General features: G+C 70.3%; 19 protein-coding genes. 11 read left to right on the forward strand and 8 right to left on the reverse strand.

The features are described from left to right. Both AB0B50_RS17380 and mca read right to left on the reverse strand, forming a co-directional pair. On the reverse strand, positions 1-219 hold the full coding sequence (locus tag AB0B50_RS17380; protein WP_362332776.1) for a hypothetical protein: 219 nt from the start codon (positions 217-219) through the stop codon (positions 1-3). 19 nt (positions 220-238) lie between these two features. Continuing rightward, positions 239-1120, reverse strand: coding sequence for a mycothiol conjugate amidase Mca (gene mca, locus AB0B50_RS17385; RefSeq protein WP_362331882.1), 882 nt, complete (start codon positions 1118-1120; stop codon positions 239-241). Between the two features lie 113 nt (positions 1121-1233). Here mca and AB0B50_RS17390 point away from each other — a divergent pair, with 113 nt between their 5' ends. Together AB0B50_RS17390 and greA are read left to right on the forward strand one after the other, a co-directional pair. Next, on the forward strand, positions 1234-1665 hold the full coding sequence (locus tag AB0B50_RS17390) for a DUF4307 domain-containing protein (RefSeq protein WP_362331885.1): 432 nt from the start codon (positions 1234-1236) through the stop codon (positions 1663-1665). A gap of 179 nt (positions 1666-1844) precedes the next feature. After that, complete coding sequence (gene greA / locus AB0B50_RS17395; protein ID WP_362331888.1) at positions 1845-2342, forward strand: transcription elongation factor GreA; 498 nt, start codon at positions 1845-1847, stop codon at positions 2340-2342. A gap of 108 nt (positions 2343-2450) precedes the next feature. On the opposite strand, the gene AB0B50_RS17400 is transcribed toward greA, so the two are convergent. The 3 genes from AB0B50_RS17400 to ilvA all read right to left on the reverse strand — a co-directional run bounded on the left by AB0B50_RS17400 (position 2451) and on the right by ilvA (position 5731). Further along, positions 2451-3311: an ABC transporter permease gene (locus AB0B50_RS17400; RefSeq protein WP_362331891.1), complete on the reverse strand. Its 861-nt coding sequence runs from the start codon at positions 3309-3311 to the stop codon at positions 2451-2453. Next, positions 3308-4333, reverse strand: coding sequence for an ATP-binding cassette domain-containing protein (locus tag AB0B50_RS17405; RefSeq protein ID WP_362331894.1), 1026 nt, complete (start codon positions 4331-4333; stop codon positions 3308-3310). Before AB0B50_RS17405 ends, AB0B50_RS17400 begins: the two co-directional genes overlap by 4 nt. A gap of 168 nt (positions 4334-4501) precedes the next feature. After that, a complete protein-coding gene (gene ilvA / locus AB0B50_RS17410) occupies positions 4502-5731 on the reverse strand; it encodes a threonine ammonia-lyase (protein ID WP_362331897.1) in 1230 nt (409 codons plus the stop codon). Positions 5732-5888: 157 nt separating this feature from the next. On the opposite strand from ilvA, the gene AB0B50_RS17415 reads away from it, so the two are divergent. From AB0B50_RS17415 to AB0B50_RS17425, 3 genes are all read left to right on the forward strand, one after another. Then, positions 5889-6407 (forward strand): MarR family transcriptional regulator, encoded by a 519-nt coding sequence (locus tag AB0B50_RS17415; protein ID WP_362331900.1) that lies wholly within the window; start codon positions 5889-5891, stop codon positions 6405-6407. 64 nt (positions 6408-6471) lie between these two features. Next, positions 6472-6954, forward strand: coding sequence for a sigma factor-like helix-turn-helix DNA-binding protein (locus AB0B50_RS17420; protein WP_362331903.1), 483 nt, complete (start codon positions 6472-6474; stop codon positions 6952-6954). Further along, on the forward strand, positions 6951-7202 hold the full coding sequence (locus AB0B50_RS17425) for a hypothetical protein (RefSeq protein ID WP_362331906.1): 252 nt from the start codon (positions 6951-6953) through the stop codon (positions 7200-7202). Before AB0B50_RS17420 ends, AB0B50_RS17425 begins: the two co-directional genes overlap by 4 nt. Before the next feature lie 36 nt (positions 7203-7238). On the opposite strand, the gene AB0B50_RS17430 is transcribed toward AB0B50_RS17425, so the two are convergent. After that, entirely contained in the window at positions 7239-8393 is a 1155-nt protein-coding gene (locus tag AB0B50_RS17430) for a cystathionine gamma-synthase (protein ID WP_362331909.1), read from the reverse strand. A gap of 101 nt (positions 8394-8494) precedes the next feature. On the opposite strand from AB0B50_RS17430, the gene AB0B50_RS17435 reads away from it, so the two are divergent. From AB0B50_RS17435 to AB0B50_RS17455, 5 genes are all read left to right on the forward strand, one after another. Then, positions 8495-9664 carry a hypothetical protein gene (locus AB0B50_RS17435; protein ID WP_362331911.1) on the forward strand — a complete coding sequence of 390 codons (1170 nt, stop codon included), beginning with the start codon at positions 8495-8497 and terminating at the stop codon, positions 9662-9664. Between the two features lie 110 nt (positions 9665-9774). Next, on the forward strand, positions 9775-10437 hold the full coding sequence (msrA, locus tag AB0B50_RS17440) for a peptide-methionine (S)-S-oxide reductase MsrA (protein ID WP_362331913.1): 663 nt from the start codon (positions 9775-9777) through the stop codon (positions 10435-10437). A gap of 5 nt (positions 10438-10442) precedes the next feature. After that, positions 10443-10877: a hypothetical protein gene (locus tag AB0B50_RS17445; protein WP_362331916.1), complete on the forward strand. Its 435-nt coding sequence runs from the start codon at positions 10443-10445 to the stop codon at positions 10875-10877. 152 nt (positions 10878-11029) lie between these two features. Continuing rightward, positions 11030-11689: an ATP-dependent Clp protease proteolytic subunit gene (locus tag AB0B50_RS17450; protein WP_362331919.1), complete on the forward strand. Its 660-nt coding sequence runs from the start codon at positions 11030-11032 to the stop codon at positions 11687-11689. Between the two features lie 22 nt (positions 11690-11711). Next, positions 11712-12320, forward strand: coding sequence for an ATP-dependent Clp protease proteolytic subunit (locus tag AB0B50_RS17455; protein WP_362331921.1), 609 nt, complete (start codon positions 11712-11714; stop codon positions 12318-12320). A gap of 22 nt (positions 12321-12342) precedes the next feature. On the opposite strand, the gene AB0B50_RS17460 is transcribed toward AB0B50_RS17455, so the two are convergent. Both AB0B50_RS17460 and AB0B50_RS17465 read right to left on the reverse strand, forming a co-directional pair. Continuing rightward, entirely contained in the window at positions 12343-12789 is a 447-nt protein-coding gene (locus AB0B50_RS17460; RefSeq protein WP_362331924.1) for a helix-turn-helix transcriptional regulator, read from the reverse strand. A 92-nt stretch (positions 12790-12881) separates the two neighbouring features. Next, positions 12882-13868: a helix-turn-helix transcriptional regulator gene (locus AB0B50_RS17465; protein WP_362331927.1), complete on the reverse strand. Its 987-nt coding sequence runs from the start codon at positions 13866-13868 to the stop codon at positions 12882-12884. A gap of 117 nt (positions 13869-13985) precedes the next feature. On the opposite strand from AB0B50_RS17465, the gene AB0B50_RS17470 reads away from it, so the two are divergent. Then, complete coding sequence (locus AB0B50_RS17470) at positions 13986-15038, forward strand: NAD(P)-dependent alcohol dehydrogenase (protein WP_362331930.1); 1053 nt, start codon at positions 13986-13988, stop codon at positions 15036-15038. Positions 15039-15057 lie beyond the last annotated feature (19 nt).

Raw genomic sequence — 15057 nt, forward strand, 5'->3', positions numbered from 1 at the left:
TCAGCCCCGCTGCGGTCCGGCGTCGGAGGACGCCTTCGCCTCCGCCTTCGCGGAGGAGTCCTCCGGCTCCTTGAAGTCGACCTTCCCCATGTGGCGGTTCATCGACTTCATCAGACCCCAGACGGCGAGGGCCATCACCGCGAAGACGATGAAGCCCAGAACGCCGGGGGTCACCTTGTCGTCGTCGACCTCCTTGGCAAGAGGGACGAGATGCGTCATTGCCAGATGTACGTTCACGCTAGGCATTGTCGCGGATGCCCGCAAAGAGGTCGTCCTCGGGGAGGGAAGTATCGACGAGCGACTTCGCGAGCTCGTACTCCTCCGTGGGCCAGACCTCCTTCTGGACCTCCATCGGGACCCGGAACCAGCCACCGTCGGGGTCGATCTGCGTGGCGTGCGCGATCAGGGCCTTGTCGCGGATCTCGTAGAAGTCGGCGCAGGGGACGTGCGTGGTCAGGGTGCGCTCGACGCGCTCGAACTCGTCCCAGCGCTTGAGCCAGTCCCCGTACGGGGACTCCAGGCCGCGGTCGAGCATCGCCTGGTGCAGGGCCTCGGTGCGCGGGCGGTTGAAGCCCTGGTTGTAGTAGAGCTTCTGCGGCTGGAAGACCGGCCCGAACTCGCTCTCGGGGTACTTCTCGGCGTCGGCCGCGCCCTCGAAGGCCACCATCGTGATCTTGTGGGTCATGATGTGGTCGGGGTGCGGGTATCCGCCGTTCTCGTCGTACGTCGTGATGACCTGCGGACGGAAGGAGCGGATCTGGCGCACCAGCTCGCCGGCCGCCTTGTCGACGTCCTCGAGGGCGAAGCAGCCCTCGGGCAGCGGCGGCAGCGGGTCGCCCTCGGGCAGCCCCGAGTCGACGAAGCCGAGCCACTCCTGCTTGACGCCGAGGATCTCGCGCGCCTCGTCCATCTCCTTCTTGCGGACCTCGTGGATGTGCTCCTGGATGTACGCGTCACCCTGGAGCTTGGGGTTGAGGATGTCGCCGCGCTCCCCGCCCGTGCAGGTCACGACGAGTACGTCCACCCCCTCGGACACGTACTTGGCCATGGTGGCCGCGCCCTTGCTCGACTCGTCGTCGGGGTGGGCGTGAACGGCCATCAGTCGCAGCTGCTCAGTCAAGATCGATCCTCAGTAATTGGGCGCCCTCGTGGTTCCGGCGCAACATGCGGCTTCTATAGTGACGGAACCGGGGGGCGGAAAATTCCGGCAACCCCTGTTCCTGGAGGACGATCATGGCGGCGGTGGGCTCGAAGCTCCCTGAAGGGCTTCCCGAGGGTCTTCCCGAGGGGCGGTACGGCCGTTCCCGCACCGCCGACGCGGCCGCCGACCGCAAGCTGAAGATCATCGGCTCCGTGCTCGGCGTGCTCCTGCTGGGCCTCGTCGGCTGGTTCGGCTACGACTACATCGACAACCAGAAGGTCAGCGCCGAGGTCATCAAGTTCGACATCCTCTCGGACACCACCGTCGAGGCGCACCTGGAGGTCCGTAAGGACACCGACGCCCGCGGCTACTGCACCCTGCGTTCGCAGGCCAGGTCGGGCGCCGAGGTGGGCCGCGCGGACTTCCGCTTCGACCAGCGCACGGACCGCATCGACAAGACCGTCACGCTGCGTACGACGTCGAAGGCGACCAGCGTCGAGCTCCTCGGCTGCCACTCCGACTGACGCCGCCGACCGGCGCCGGGTGGCTTTACCTCGCTCACCTGCGTTGACGCAAATCTGATGGCTTATGTCCTCCCCCTTCTGCGCCTGAATTGTTAGGCTCGTGGTTTCGCCCACCCGTGAGGGAACATCCTTCTGGGTAGGGCGATGCTTTGTATTCCCAGTACCTACGAGGAGCACCTGTGACCCAGACCAGCGAGAACGTCACCTGGCTGACCCAGGAGGCGTACAACCAGCTCAAGGCCGAGCTGGAGTACCTGTCTGGTCCTGCGCGCACCGAGATCGCGGCCAAGATCGCGGCGGCGCGCGAGGAGGGCGACCTGCGCGAGAACGGCGGGTACCACGCGGCCAAGGAGGAGCAGGGCAAGCAGGAGCTCCGCGTCCGACAGCTGACCCAGCTCCTGGAGACCGCCCGCGTCGGCGAGGCCCCGGCCGACGACGGCGTCGTGGAGCCGGGCATGGTCGTCACCATCGCCTTCGACGGCGACGAGGACGACACGGTGACCTTCCTGCTCGCCTCCCGTGAGTACGCGAGCAGCGACATCGAGACGTACTCGCCGCAGTCCCCGCTGGGCACCGGCGTGAACGGCAAGAAGATCGGCGAGAACGCGGAGTACGAACTGCCCAACGGCAAGTTCGCCTCCGTCAAGATCCTCGAGGCCAAGCCGTACACGGGCTGACGCCCGCTTTCCGCTTCGGCCGCGAAAGGGCCCCGGCACGCACCGTGCCGGGGCCCTTTCGCATGTCCGTCAGGCTCGCCCCACGTACGTCAGGCTTGTCCCAGTCCGTCAGGCCGTCGCAGAGCGGTACTTGCGCACCGCGAGCGTCCGGAACACCACGATGATCAGCACGGACCAGATCAGCGAGGCCCAGACCGGGTGTTGCATGGGCCAGTCGTTCGGGACGGGGTAGTTCGGCGGGAGGTTGCCGAACAGTTCGCGGCAGGCCTGCACCGTCGCGCTGAACGGATTCCAGTTCGCGATGGTCTGCAGGAACGAGGGCATGTTCTCGGCCGGGACGAAGGCGTTGGAGATGAACGTCAGCGGGAACAGCCAGATCAGGCCGCCCGAGGTGGCCGCCTCCGGGGTGCGCACGGACAGGCCGATCAGGGCGCCGATCCAGGAGAAGGCGTACCCGAGCAGGAGCAGCAGGCCGAATCCGGCGAGCACCTTGCCGAAGTTCTCGTGCGTACGCCAGCCGACGAGGATCGCGACGACGGCGAGGACGACCAGGGTCAGCGCGGTCTGCACGAGGTCGGCCAGGGTGCGCCCGGTGAGGACCGCGCCGCGCGCCATCGGCAGCGAGCGGAAGCGGTCGATGAGGCCCTTGTGCATGTCGTCGGCGATGCCGGCGCCCGCGCCCGCGGTGGCGAAGGTGACGGTCTGCGCGAAGATGCCGGCCATCAGGAACTCGCGGTACCCGGAGGAGCTGAGGCCCGCCCCCGGGACGTTGATCGAACCGCCGAAGACGTAGCTGAACAGGACCACGAACATGACCGGCTGGATCAGGCCGAACAGCACCATCTCGGGGATGCGGGTCATGCGGATGAGGTTGCGCTTGGCGACGACCAGGGAGTCCCTGACCGACTGCCCGATGCCGCCCGCGGGCTGTGGCGCCGCGAGCCGCCCGGTGGTGGATACGGCGCTCACTTGTCCGCCTCCTTCTTGCGCTTGGCCTTGGCCTTGTCGTCGGCCTTGCCGTCGGCCCCTTCGCCACTGCCCTCGTCCGTCAGCTCGGCGACGTGGCCGGTGAGGGAGATGAAGACGTCGTCGAGGGTCGGGCGGCGCAGGCCGATGTCGTCGATCTCGATGCCGCGGGCGTCCAGCTCGCGGATGACCTCGGCGAGCAGCTTGGCGCCGCCGGTGACGGGCACGGTCAGCTTGCGGGTGTGCTCGGCGACGGCCACCTCGCCCTTGCCGAAGCCGCCCAGCACGTCCGACGCGGTGGCGATGTGCTCGCGCTCGTGGACGACGACCTCGACGCGCTCGCCGCCGGTCTGGGCCTTGAGCTGGTCGGAGGTGCCGCGGGCGATGACGCGGCCGTGGTCGACGACGCAGATGTCGTGCGCCAGGTGGTCGGCCTCTTCGAGGTACTGGGTGGTCAGGAGCAGCGTCGTGCCGCCCGCGACCAGCTCCTGGATGACCTCCCACAGCTGCTGCCGGTTGCGCGGGTCGAGGCCCGTGGTCGGCTCGTCCATGAACATCACGGGCGGCGAGACGACGAGTGCGGCCGCGAGGTCGAGCCGGCGGCGCATACCGCCGGAGTACGTCTTGGAGGGGCGGTCGGCGGCGTCGGCGAGGTTGAACCGGTCGAGCAGCTCGCCCGCCCTGGCCTTCGCCTCCTTGGCCCGCATCTGATAGAGCTGGCCGACCATCTGGAGGTTCTCACGGCCCGTCAGATACTCGTCCACCGCGGCGAATTGACCGGAGAGGCCGATGGAACGCCGGACCTCGTTCGGATGCTTGAGTACGTCGACGCCCGCGACGACGGCCTTGCCGCTGTCCGGTGTCAGGAGGGTCGTCAGGCAGCGGACCGCGGTGGTCTTCCCCGCGCCGTTCGGCCCGAGGAGGCCGAGCACGGTGCCTTCCGGGACATCCAGATCGACGCCGTCCAGAGCCCTTACCTCGCCGAAGGTCTTCACCAGACCTTCGGCGTAAATGGCGCCTGGCATGTGGGTTCTCCCCGTTGTTTGGGTTACTTCCTAGGCAAAAGCTTAGATTTGCCGGACTTCACCCGCCCGGCGACCAGTGACCTGCCACACACCATAACGCGATACATCGCGTTGCCTCAGCTGTTTTTCAGAAGTCGTTGACCCTCGAACGTGTTAGCCCGCGAACGTTCAGCCGATGACCGTGTAGCCCGCCTCGCGCAGGGCCGCCCCCACCTCCGCGCAGTGCGCGGTCCCCTTCGTCTCCAGGTGCAGCTCGACCTCCGCCTCCGTGAGCCCGAGCCGCGGATCGGTCCGCACATGGCTCACGTCCAGGACGTTGGCGTCGGCCTCCGAGAGCACGCCGAGGAGCGTGGCCAACGCGCCGGGGCGGTCGGTAAGGCGCAGCCGCAGCGAGAGGTAGCGGCCCGCCGCCGCCATGCCGTGGCGCAGGATCCGCTGCATCAGGAGCGGGTCCACGTTCCCGCCCGAGAGCACCGCCACCACCGGGCCCTCGAACGCCTTCGGGTTGCCCAGCAAGGCCGCGACCGGGCTCGCGCCCGCGGGCTCGACGACCATCTTGGCCCGCTCCAGGCAGAGCAGCAGCGCGCTGGAGAGCTCGTCCTCGGAGACCGTGACGACGTCGTCGACCAACTCGTCGACCAGTTGGAACGGCACGTCGCCGGGGCGCCCGACCTTGATGCCGTCGGCCATCGTCGCCGGGTTCACGATCGACACCGGGTGCCCGGCGGCCAGCGAGGGCGGGTAGGCCGCGGCGCCCGCCGCCTGCACGCCCACCACCCTGACGTCCGGGCGCAGCGCCTTGACCGCGACCGCGATGCCCGCCGCGAGACCGCCGCCCCCGACGCCGACGACGAGGGTGCGCACCTCGGGGCACTGCTCCAGGATCTCCAGGCCGACCGTGCCCTGCCCCGCGATGATGTCCGCGTGGTCGAAGGGGTGGATGAACACCGCGCCCGTGTCGCGCGCGTACTGCTGCGCGGCGGCCAGCGTCTCGTCGACGACCTGGCCCTGCAGGCGCACCTCCGCGCCGTAGTCCCGGGTGGCCGCGACCTTGGGCAGCGGCGCCCCGGCCGGCATGAACACCGTCGAGCGGACGCCCAGCAGGGTCGAGGCGAGCGCGACGCCCTGCGCGTGGTTGCCCGCGCTTGCGGCCACCACACCGGCCGCGCGCTCCTCGGGGAGCAGTCCCGCGATCCGTACGTAGGCGCCGCGGAGCTTGAAGGAGCCGGTCCGCTGGAGGTTCTCGCACTTGAGGTGCACCGGGGCTCCGACCAGCTGGGACAGGTGCCTGCTGCCCTCCATCGCCGTCGTCCTGGCCACTCCGGAGAGCATCTTCTGTGCGCCGCGCACGTCGTCGAGGGTCACCGAGGGCAAGGAGTCACGCGTGCGATAGCTCATGACGGCAAGTCTTGCAGCAGGCGCTCGAGTCCTCCTGGGCAGGCCGAGGGGCGGGACCGTTCTGCCCGTAGGTTTGCGCAGCGCAGGTACGGTACGGGCCTTGTCCGCGTACCCTGTCCCCCAACCCACCGCCCTCGCATGAAGTGAGCCCCCGGCCATGCCCACAACTCCGGACATGACGACCGCCAGTGAACCCGGCCTTCTCGACAGCCTGCAGCACCAGGTGGCGGTCTTCGCCCGCCGCGCGGAGCAGACCCGCCTCGGCGGCGTAGGCCAGGTCCGCAACTCCATGGACCGCGCCGCGTATCTGCTGCTCAACCGCCTCGACAAGGAAGGCCCCATGGGCGTCAAGGCGCTCGCCGCGAGCATGGGAATCGACTCCTCGACAGTCACCCGGCAGGTCGCCCCGCTGGTCGACACCGGGCTCGTCAAGCGCACCTCGCACCCCGAGGACGGCCGTGCCGTGGTGCTCCAGCTCTCGCCGCGCGGCCAGGCCAGGCTCGACGAGGTGCGCTCCTCGCGCCGCGAGCTCATGGCCGAGTTGACGCAGGACTGGGCCCCGGAGGAGCGCGAGAGCTTCTGTGCGCTCCTCACACGCTTCAATTCCGCCCTCTCCGCACGGCAGACGTCACAGACGGCACCCGGTGGTGAAGTTCCGGCCACTCCGGAGTCTTGACCCCGGCCCCGCCTCTGGCCTCATATGAGATCGGGATCCCCCTTCTCTCCGGCCGGGAGGCGCGGTGCGAGAGCGGCAGGCGTACCAGGACGCCCGCCGTGCCCGGGAGTTCGAGGCATTCGTCGCGGGCGCGGCAGGGCGGCTGCTCCATGCCGCCACCCTGCTGACCGCCGAGCCCCCCGACGACAACCCACGCGCGCGTGCCCTGCTGACCGCGGCCCTCGCGCACACGTACGCGACGTGGGACCGGCTGCGCGGCGAGGACCCCTACGACCGTGCGCGCCAGCGGCTCGCCCTGCGCTTCGCGCGCGCCGCCTGGCGCCGCCGCCGCGGGCACGGCGGGGTCCTGGAGCGGCTGCGCCCCCAGGAGCGGCTGATTCTGGTGCTTCGGATGTACGAGGGCGTGGCCGAGGAACAGACGGCGGCGCTCCTCGGTCTGCCCGCCGAGCGGGTCTCGTCGATCTGCGCCCGCGCGATGGCGACGGTCCTGCACCCGCCGCGCGGACCTGCGCCGGCCCGCGCGCTGAGCGGGACGGCGCCCTCATGAGCCAGTACGAGCGCAAGGAGAGCGCGGTCCGGCGCCTGCTGGACGGCACGCCGAGCGCGGTGCCGCCCGAGCTCTTCGACGACGCCGTGCGCCGGGGCGGCCGGATGCTGCGGCGGCGCAGGGCGCTGCGGCGGGCGTGCTGGCTACTGCTGTTCGCCGCCGTCGTGGCCTTCTCCGTGTGGGCCTCCATGGCCCGGCCGTGGGTGGAGCCGCCGTCGAACACGACTCCACCCCTGACGCGCTGGTAGGCCTCGCGGAGAGGACCCCTGGCGCGCCGATGAGGCCTAGCCCAGCGCCTGCTGCAGGTCGGCGACGAGGTCGTCCGCCGACTCGATGCCCACCGAGAGGCGCACGAGGTCCGCCGGGACCTCCAGGGCCGAGCCCGCCACCGAGGCGTGCGTCATGCGGCCCGGGTGCTCGATGAGCGACTCGACGCCGCCCAGGGACTCACCCAGGGTGAACAGCTTGGCGCGGTTGCAGACCTCGACCGCCGCCTCCTCGCCGCCCTCGACCTGGAAGGAGACCATGCCGCCGAACGCCTTCATCTGCTTGGCGGCGATCTCGTGACCGGGGTGCTCCGGAAGGCCCGGGTACAGGACGCGCGTCACGCGCGCGTGCCGGGTGAGCATCTCGGTGACCTTGCCGGCGTTCTCGCTGTGCCGGTCCATGCGCACGGCGAGGGTCTTGATGCCGCGCAGCACCAGCCAGGCGTCGAAGGGACCGGCGACGGCGCCCATCGCGTTCTGGTGGAACGCCAACTCCTCGCCCAGCTCGGGGTCGTTGACGACGAGGGCGCCGCCGACGACGTCCGAGTGGCCGCCCATGTACTTCGTCATGGAGTGCACGACGACGTCCGCGCCGAGCGCGAGCGGCTGCTGCAGGTAGGGGCTGGCGAAGGTGTTGTCGACGACGAGGCGCGCGCCCGCCTCGCGGGCGATCTGCGCGACCGCCGCGATGTCGGTGATGCCGAGCAGCGGGTTGGAGGGGGTCTCCACCCAGATCGCCTTCGTACGGTCGGTCAGCGCGGCCCGCACCGACTCGGGGTCGGAGGTGTCGGCCACCGACCACTCCACGCCCCACCGGGACACGACCTTGGCGAACAGGCGGAACGTGCCGCCGTACGCGTCATTGGGGATGACCACGTGGTCGCCGGGACCGAGCAGCGTACGGAGAAGGCAGTCCTCGGCCGCGAGGCCGGAGGCGAAGGCGAGCCCTCGGCGGCCGCCCTCCAGTGCGGCCAGGTTCTCTTCGAGGGCGGTCCTCGTCGGGTTCGCGCTGCGGCTGTACTCATAGCCGCCGCGCAGTCCGCCGACGCCGTCCTGCTTGTAGGTCGACACCTGATAGATGGGCGGGACCACGGCGCCGGTGAGGGGGTCGGCGGTGTTGCCCGCGTGGATCGCCAAGGTCTCGAAGTTCTGCGTGCTGTGCGAGTCACTCATGCGGCCTGAGCGTAGTGCGCACAGGGGTTCTTCCGCCGGGTCGGTCCGGGTACGTCCGGGCAGGTTGGCCAATTGTCGGACGCGTCTGGTTCGCTTGTGTCATGGAGATTCTCTGGTTCCTGTTCGCGGTGATCATGATCGGTGCGGTGCTCGGGCCCGTACTGCTGCGCAGGCGCGGCGGGATCCGGCAGGTCGCCCCCGGCTCCCCGGACGCCGCGGACCCCGCGAACTACGGCTTCCTGCGCCAGGAGGAGCTGGACATCCGCATGCCGGGACCGGACAACGACCTCCTCGAAGTGCTCGACCTCGTGCAGCGCACGCAGGAGTGGAAGGCCGCGTCCCAGCTCCTCGCGGGCACCGAGACGCACGGCGAGCGGCGCTGGCAGCGCATGCAGGCCTTCGCGGGCGCGGCCTCGCTGGAGCTGCAGCAGCGGCCGGGCCAACAAGAGGAGCAGCGCGAAGCGCTTCGGCCAGGGGTGGTGGTCGGGCGACGGGCGGGAGACAGCCCCGGCGGGCAGTGGCTGCGGGTGTGGCGTGCCGAGGCGCCCAAGGACGCGGGCGGCGCCGCGGTGCACGCGGAGTTCCTCGTCCAGCAGGCGTGGCGCACCTCCACGCAGGGGACGGACGAGTTCCGGATCATCCTGGAGGAGGCCAAGGAGGCGTGCGTGCAGGCGGCGCTGCTCTCCCCCGGTGACCCCGTCCCGTACATCATCGAGCTCTCCATCGCGCGCGGACTCGCTTACCCCCGCGAGGAGTTCGAGCAGCTGTGGCTGAAGATCCTGGACCGCGCGCCCGCGCACATGGGCGCCCATCTGGCGGCGCTGCACTACTGGTGCGAGAAGTGGCACGGCTCGCGCGACCTCGCGTACAACTTCGCGGAGGCCGCAGCCGCCCGCGCGCCCCGCGGCTCGCTGCTCGCGGCGCTTCCGCTCTTCGCCGTCTACGAGCACCTGCCCGAGGTCAATCTGGTCCGTGGGTTCTACGAGAGCGAGGTCGTCACCAAGGCCGTCGAGGGCGCGCTGTTCGCGGTGCACTCCGCGCGCGCGGACGACCCGATGCTGGCGCACGTGCGCCATCTCCTCGTCTTCTTCCTGGTCCGCTGCGAGCGCTGGGCCGAGGCCATGCATCAGCTGGTGCACGTGGACGGTCACGTCGGCGCACTGCCCTGGACCCTGTCCGCGGACCCCGCCGAGGGGTACGCGCTGTACCGCGCGCTGGCCGTCGCGGGGTACGAGGCGAACGGCGGCAGCCCGGCGACGCTGCCGCACTGAGGCCTCCGGTCCTGAAGCCTCCGGCGCGGCTCAGGAATGCCGCTCCGGAATGCCACGCCGCCGTCATGCGTTCACGTGACAGACCCCTGTCACGCACGAGGAGAGACCCCATGATCTTCGGCCGCACGCCCGTGCTCCCCACCCCCGAGCAGGCGCTCAAGGGCCGGGCGACCCCGGAATTCGAGGTCCCCTCCCGGCACACGGTCCTCGGCAACGCCCTGCTCGGCCCCTACCCCGAGGGCCTGGAGGTCGCGGACTTCGCCCTCGGCTGCTTCTGGGGTGCCGAGCGGAAGTTCTGGCAGGCGGACGGCGTCTGGACGACGTACGTCGGCTACCAGGGCGGCTACACGGAGAACCCCTCCTACGAAGAGGTCTGCTCCGGCCTGACGGGCCACACGGAGGCGGTCCGCGTCGTCTTCGACCCGACGAAGGTCACGTACGCGCAGCTCCTGAAGCTCTTCTGGGAGTCCCACGACCCCACGCAGGGCTTCCGCCAGGGCAACGACGTCGGCACGCAGTACCGCTCGGCGCTCTACACCCACTCCCCCGCGCAGCAGGCCACGGCCGAGGCGTCCCGCGACGCCTACCAGAAGGTCCTGACGGCCTCGGGCCACGGCACGATCACGACGACGGTGCTCCCCGCGGACGACCGCACCTTCTGGCCGGCCGAGGCCTACCACCAGCAGTACCTGGACAAGAACCCGGACGGGTACTGCGGCATCGGCGGCACGGGCGTCTCCTGCCCGATCGGGGTGGCGCGGGCGGAGGGCTGAGCGGGGTGGCCGAGCCCCGGACGACCAAGTACCGCCTGCGGTACGGCGCCTGGGGCATCGCCGTCGACCTCACCGCCTCGGTCGCGCTCGGCACGAAGGCGCCGGCCGACGCCGAGCCGGTCAGTACGCACGTGTGGCTGGACGCCTCCCCCGCCCTCACCCACCCGCCCACCGACCGGACGGGCTGGCGGATCACCCCGGACGAGGCGGCGTGGCTGCGGCACGGGCCGGCCCTGGCCGCCCCCGCCGTCGAGGCCCGCCATGCCCCGCGGCACACCACGGTCACGGTCCACCGGGCCCTGTTCCCGCTCACTGACCACCAGCCCGAGGGCCTCGCGGCAGCGCTCCTGAAGTGGCTGGAGGAGGAGTTCGAGCTCGCCCCGCACCCGGCCGACGCCACGTTCGACCGGCCTTCCAACCGGTACGTCTACGTCTGGTAGCAGCCCCGCGCGGTGGCTGTTGTGCCTGGTGGGCGGCTGCTCTGCTGCTGGCTAATCTGCTGCGGGCCAAGATTTCTGACAGAGCCCGTGGCGTCGGGCAACAGTGAAGTCACAGCGCGGTGTTCGGAGCCGCGGGACTTTCTGGAGGTGCCATGACACGGGTCGGCAGTGGGTGGGACGCGGCAGCACGGCCGCGCGCTGAGGACGGGGAAACTCCTCCGTCGCGGTTCGACGACCATCTCGCCGCGCAGCTGCTCAACCAGCGGATCGTGTTCCTGGGGACGCAGGTCGACGAGGTGTCCGCCAACCGCGTCTGCGCGCAGATGCTGTTGCTGTCCGCGGAGGATCCGAAGACCGACATCGGTCTCTACATCAACAGCCCCGGAGGCTCCGTCACCGCCGGGCTCGCCATCTACGACACCATGCGGCTCATCCCGAACGACGTGGCCACCCTCGCCATGGGATTCGCCGCCAGCATGGGCCAGTTCCTGCTGAGCGTCGGCACGCACGGCAAGCGGTTCGCGCTGCCCAACGCGCGGATCATGATGCACCAGCCGTCCGCCGGAATCGGCGGCACCACCGCCGACATCGCCATCCAGGCCGAGAACCTGGAGTACACGAAGCAGGCCATCGAGCGGATCACCGCCGAGCACACCGGCCAGAGCCAGGAGACCATCTCCCGCGACGGCGACCGCGACCGGTGGTTCACCGCCGAGCAGGCCAAGGAGTACGGGATGGTCGACCGCGTGGTCGAGTCGCTGGAGGACGTGCGGCCCGCGGGGTCGAAGCGGCGTATCGGGCTTGGCATCTGAGGAATCTGAGGGGTTGTCGGAAATGAGCCAGTACACCATTCCCACCGTCGTCGAGCGCACCCCGCAGGGCGAGCGCGCCTATGACATCTACAGCAGGCTGCTCTCCGAGCGCATCATCTTCCTCGGGACCGAGATTGATGATGGTGTTGCCAATGTTGTCATCGCGCAACTGCTTCACCTTGAGTCCTCCGCACCCGAGCGCGAAGTCGCCATCTACATCAACTCCCCCGGCGGATCCTTCACTTCACTCATGGCCATCTACGACACCATGAGCTTCATCACCGCGCCGATCTCGACCTTCTGCGTCGGGCAGGCCGCCTCCACCGCCGCCGTGCTGCTCGCCGGGGGCGACCCGGGGCGGCGGTTCGTGCTCGACCACGCGCGCGTGCTGCTCGGGCAGCCCGCGAGCCGCGGTCAGCAGGGCACGGTGTCCGATCTCAGCCTGCAGGCCAAGGAGATGCTCCGGATCCGCTCACAGGTCGAGGAGGTGCTGTCACGGCACACCCACCACGATGTCGCCACGCTCCGCGCCGACATGGACCGCGACAAGGTGTTCACCGCCCAGGAGGCCGTCGCGTACGGACTGGCCGACCAGGTCCTGAGCAGGCGGGCGATGCCCGTCGCCGCCTGAGGGCGACGACGGGGTCCGGCACTCACGCGGCCAGGCGCACCTCACCCTGGTACGAAGCCCTGGAAACCCTGGAGGTCCTGGAGGTCCTGGAGGTCCCAGAAGCCCCGGACATCCTGGATGCCCCGACCGGCCTCGCACGGGGGAGGCCGGCCAACTGGCCCTGGGCCAGGGACAGCAGATCCGTCAGGCGCAGGCCGAGCGCGTGGGCGGCGGCCGCGAGGACCTCGGAGGAGGCCTCCTTGCGGCCCCGCTCCAGCTCGGAGAGGTAGGGCATGGAGATCCGGGCGGCGTCCGCCACATCCTTGAGCGTGCGCTCCTGGGCGAGTCGCTCACGGCGCAGGACGTCTCCGACGACGTCCCGCCAGAGCGGTTCCTTGGCCTCTCCCCGGCTCTCTCCCCGGCTCTCTTCCCGGTCGCGGACGGGGCTCAGCGGGATGACGCGGGCTACGTTCGACTCTTGGCTGCTCACTCCCTCAGCCTAGGAGCGGGACCGCCGTCGGCGCAGCGCGAAGCGTTCCGCCGCCCGCGAAATCCCGTACCCCGTAAGGCCGTCACCAGCCGCTACTTCTTCGACGCCGAGCCCACCGACGACGCGTCCCGCCCCCAGCTGGCGAGCAGCCGCAGGCCCTCCGCCGACGCCGAGTGCGGCTCCGCGTGGTACATCATCAGCGACTGGTCGCAGTCGTCCGGCAGCCGCAGCGTCTCGAAGGAGAGCGTCAGGTCGCCCACCAGCGGGTGGCGCATGCGCTTGACGCCGTGGCCCTTCTCGCGGACGTCGTGCGTGGCCCACAGCCCCCTGAACTCCTCGCTCTTCACGGAGAGTTCGCCGACCAGCGAGGACAGCTGCGGGTCGTTCGGATAGCAGCCCGCGTCCATGCGCAGATAGCTGACGATGTCCGACGCCTTCTGGTCCCAGTCCACGAAGAGGTCGCGCGAGCGCTCGTCGAGGAAGCAGATCCGCGCCCAGTTCCGATCCTTGGGCGCGAGCTCGGCCCAGTCGCCGAAGAGCGCCGCCGCCAGCGCGTTCCAACCGAGGATGTCCGTGCGGCGGCCGACCACGTAGGCGGGCACGTCGTGGATGGAGTCCAGGAGCTGCTGCAGGGCGGGCCGCATGGCCTGGGGGCGCGCGGCCTTCTTCTTCTTGAGGGCCTTCGGCTTGGCCAGGCGCGTCAGGTGGGCCTGCTCGGCGTCGGTCAGCCGCAGGGCGCGCGCGATGGCGTCGAGCACCTCGGCGGAGACGTTGCGGCCGTTGCCCTGCTCGAGCCGGGTGTAGTACGCGACGGAGACCCCCGCGAGCTGCGCCAGCTCCTCGCGGCGCAGACCGGGCACCCTGCGGTGCCGTCCGTAGTTCGGCAGGCCGACGTCCTGGGGCTGCAGCCGCGCCCTGCGGGTGCGCAGGAACTCGCTGAGCTCGGCCCTGCTGTCCAGGGGCAGGCCCTCGGCGCCCGGAGTGCCGTGCGGGTGCCCCACCGAGCCGTGCGGGCGCTCGGCCGCCACGGGGTTCTCGGCCGCCTCCGGATTCTCGGCCGCCTGCGGGTTCTCGTCCATGCGTCCAGTATCCCGGGTCGCACGACCGTGAGCCTGACCCCGCCAGTGGTAGGCACAGTGGTCGTAGGCAAACCGGGTGTCTGGGTGACCTCGCAGGTCACTGGCAGCCTCGATGACATGACTGAGCAGATCACCACCGTTTCCGCCTACGCCGCTCCCGCCCCCGAGGCGCCCCTGGAGCGCACCACCGTGCCGCGCCGGGCCGTCGGCGAGTTCGACGTCCTGATCGACATCAAGTACGCCGGTATCTGCCACTCGGACATCCACCAGGCCCGTGACGGCTGGGGCGAGGGCATCTACCCGATGGTCCCCGGCCACGAGATCGCCGGTGTCGTGGCCGAGGTCGGTCCCGGTGTCACCAAGTTCACCGTCGGTGACCGCGTCGGCGTCGGCTGCATGGTCGACTCCTGCCGCGAGTGCGAGAACTGCAAGAACGGCCTGGAGCAGTACTGCCTGAACGGCAACATCCAGACGTACAACGCGCTCGGCAAGGACGGCGAGCCGACCTACGGCGGCTACTCCACGCACATCGTCGTGGACGAGGCGTTCACCCTCCGCATCCCCGACGGGATCTCGCTGGACGTGGCCGCGCCGCTGCTGTGCGCCGGCATCACCACGTACTCCCCGCTCGCGCACTGGAACGCGGGCCCCGGCAAGAAGGTCGCGATCGTCGGCCTCGGCGGTCTCGGCCACATGGGCGTCAAGATCGCGCACGCCATGGGCGCCGAGGTGACCGTCCTGTCGCAGTCCCTGCGCAAGAAGGACGACGGCCTGAAGCTGGGCGCCGACCACTACTACGCGACCAGCGACGAGGCCACCTTCGAGGAGCTCGCCGGCAGCTTCGACCTGATCGTCTCGACGGTCTCGGCGCCGCTGCCGCTGGACAAGTACCTGGGCCTGCTGCGCACGGACGGCGCCTTCGTGAACGTCGGCGCCCCCGAGGAGCCGGTCTCCCTCAACCTGTTCTCCGTGATCGGCGGCCGCAAGACCCTCGCGGGCTCCGGCATCGGCGGCATCCAGGAGACCCAGGAGATGCTGGACTTCTGCGCGGCGCACGGGCTCGGCGCGGAGATCGAGCTGATCCGCGCCGACCAGATCAACGAGGCGTACGAGCGGGTCCTCGCCAGCGACGTGCGCTACCGCTTCGTGATCGACACCGCGACGATCTGAGCCACCGCGCCACTCCGTG

The sequence above is a fragment of the Streptomyces sp. NPDC041068 genome (assembly GCF_040647455.1).
Classification (GTDB): Bacteria; Actinomycetota; Actinomycetes; order Streptomycetales; family Streptomycetaceae; genus Streptomyces.

Excerpts from the sequence above, each read along its gene's own strand:
- AB0B50_RS17380 (WP_362332776.1), bottom strand. The coding sequence starts at position 219 with ATGACGCATCTCGTCCCTCTTGCCAAGGAGGTCGACGACGACAAGGTG.
- AB0B50_RS17390 (WP_362331885.1), top strand. The coding sequence starts at position 1,234 with ATGGCGGCGGTGGGCTCGAAGCTCCCTGAAGGGCTTCCCGAGGGTCTT.
- AB0B50_RS17405 (WP_362331894.1), bottom strand. The coding sequence starts at position 4,333 with ATGCCAGGCGCCATTTACGCCGAAGGTCTGGTGAAGACCTTCGGCGAG.
- ilvA (WP_362331897.1), bottom strand. The coding sequence starts at position 5,731 with ATGAGCTATCGCACGCGTGACTCCTTGCCCTCGGTGACCCTCGACGAC.
- AB0B50_RS17415 (WP_362331900.1), top strand. The coding sequence starts at position 5,889 with ATGCCCACAACTCCGGACATGACGACCGCCAGTGAACCCGGCCTTCTC.
- AB0B50_RS17425 (WP_362331906.1), top strand. The coding sequence starts at position 6,951 with ATGAGCCAGTACGAGCGCAAGGAGAGCGCGGTCCGGCGCCTGCTGGAC.
- AB0B50_RS17430 (WP_362331909.1), bottom strand. The coding sequence starts at position 8,393 with ATGAGTGACTCGCACAGCACGCAGAACTTCGAGACCTTGGCGATCCAC.
- AB0B50_RS17435 (WP_362331911.1), top strand. The coding sequence starts at position 8,495 with ATGGAGATTCTCTGGTTCCTGTTCGCGGTGATCATGATCGGTGCGGTG.
- msrA (WP_362331913.1), top strand. The coding sequence starts at position 9,775 with ATGATCTTCGGCCGCACGCCCGTGCTCCCCACCCCCGAGCAGGCGCTC.
- AB0B50_RS17450 (WP_362331919.1), top strand. The coding sequence starts at position 11,030 with ATGACACGGGTCGGCAGTGGGTGGGACGCGGCAGCACGGCCGCGCGCT.
- AB0B50_RS17455 (WP_362331921.1), top strand. The coding sequence starts at position 11,712 with ATGAGCCAGTACACCATTCCCACCGTCGTCGAGCGCACCCCGCAGGGC.
- AB0B50_RS17465 (WP_362331927.1), bottom strand. The coding sequence starts at position 13,868 with ATGGACGAGAACCCGCAGGCGGCCGAGAATCCGGAGGCGGCCGAGAAC.
- AB0B50_RS17470 (WP_362331930.1), top strand. The coding sequence starts at position 13,986 with ATGACTGAGCAGATCACCACCGTTTCCGCCTACGCCGCTCCCGCCCCC.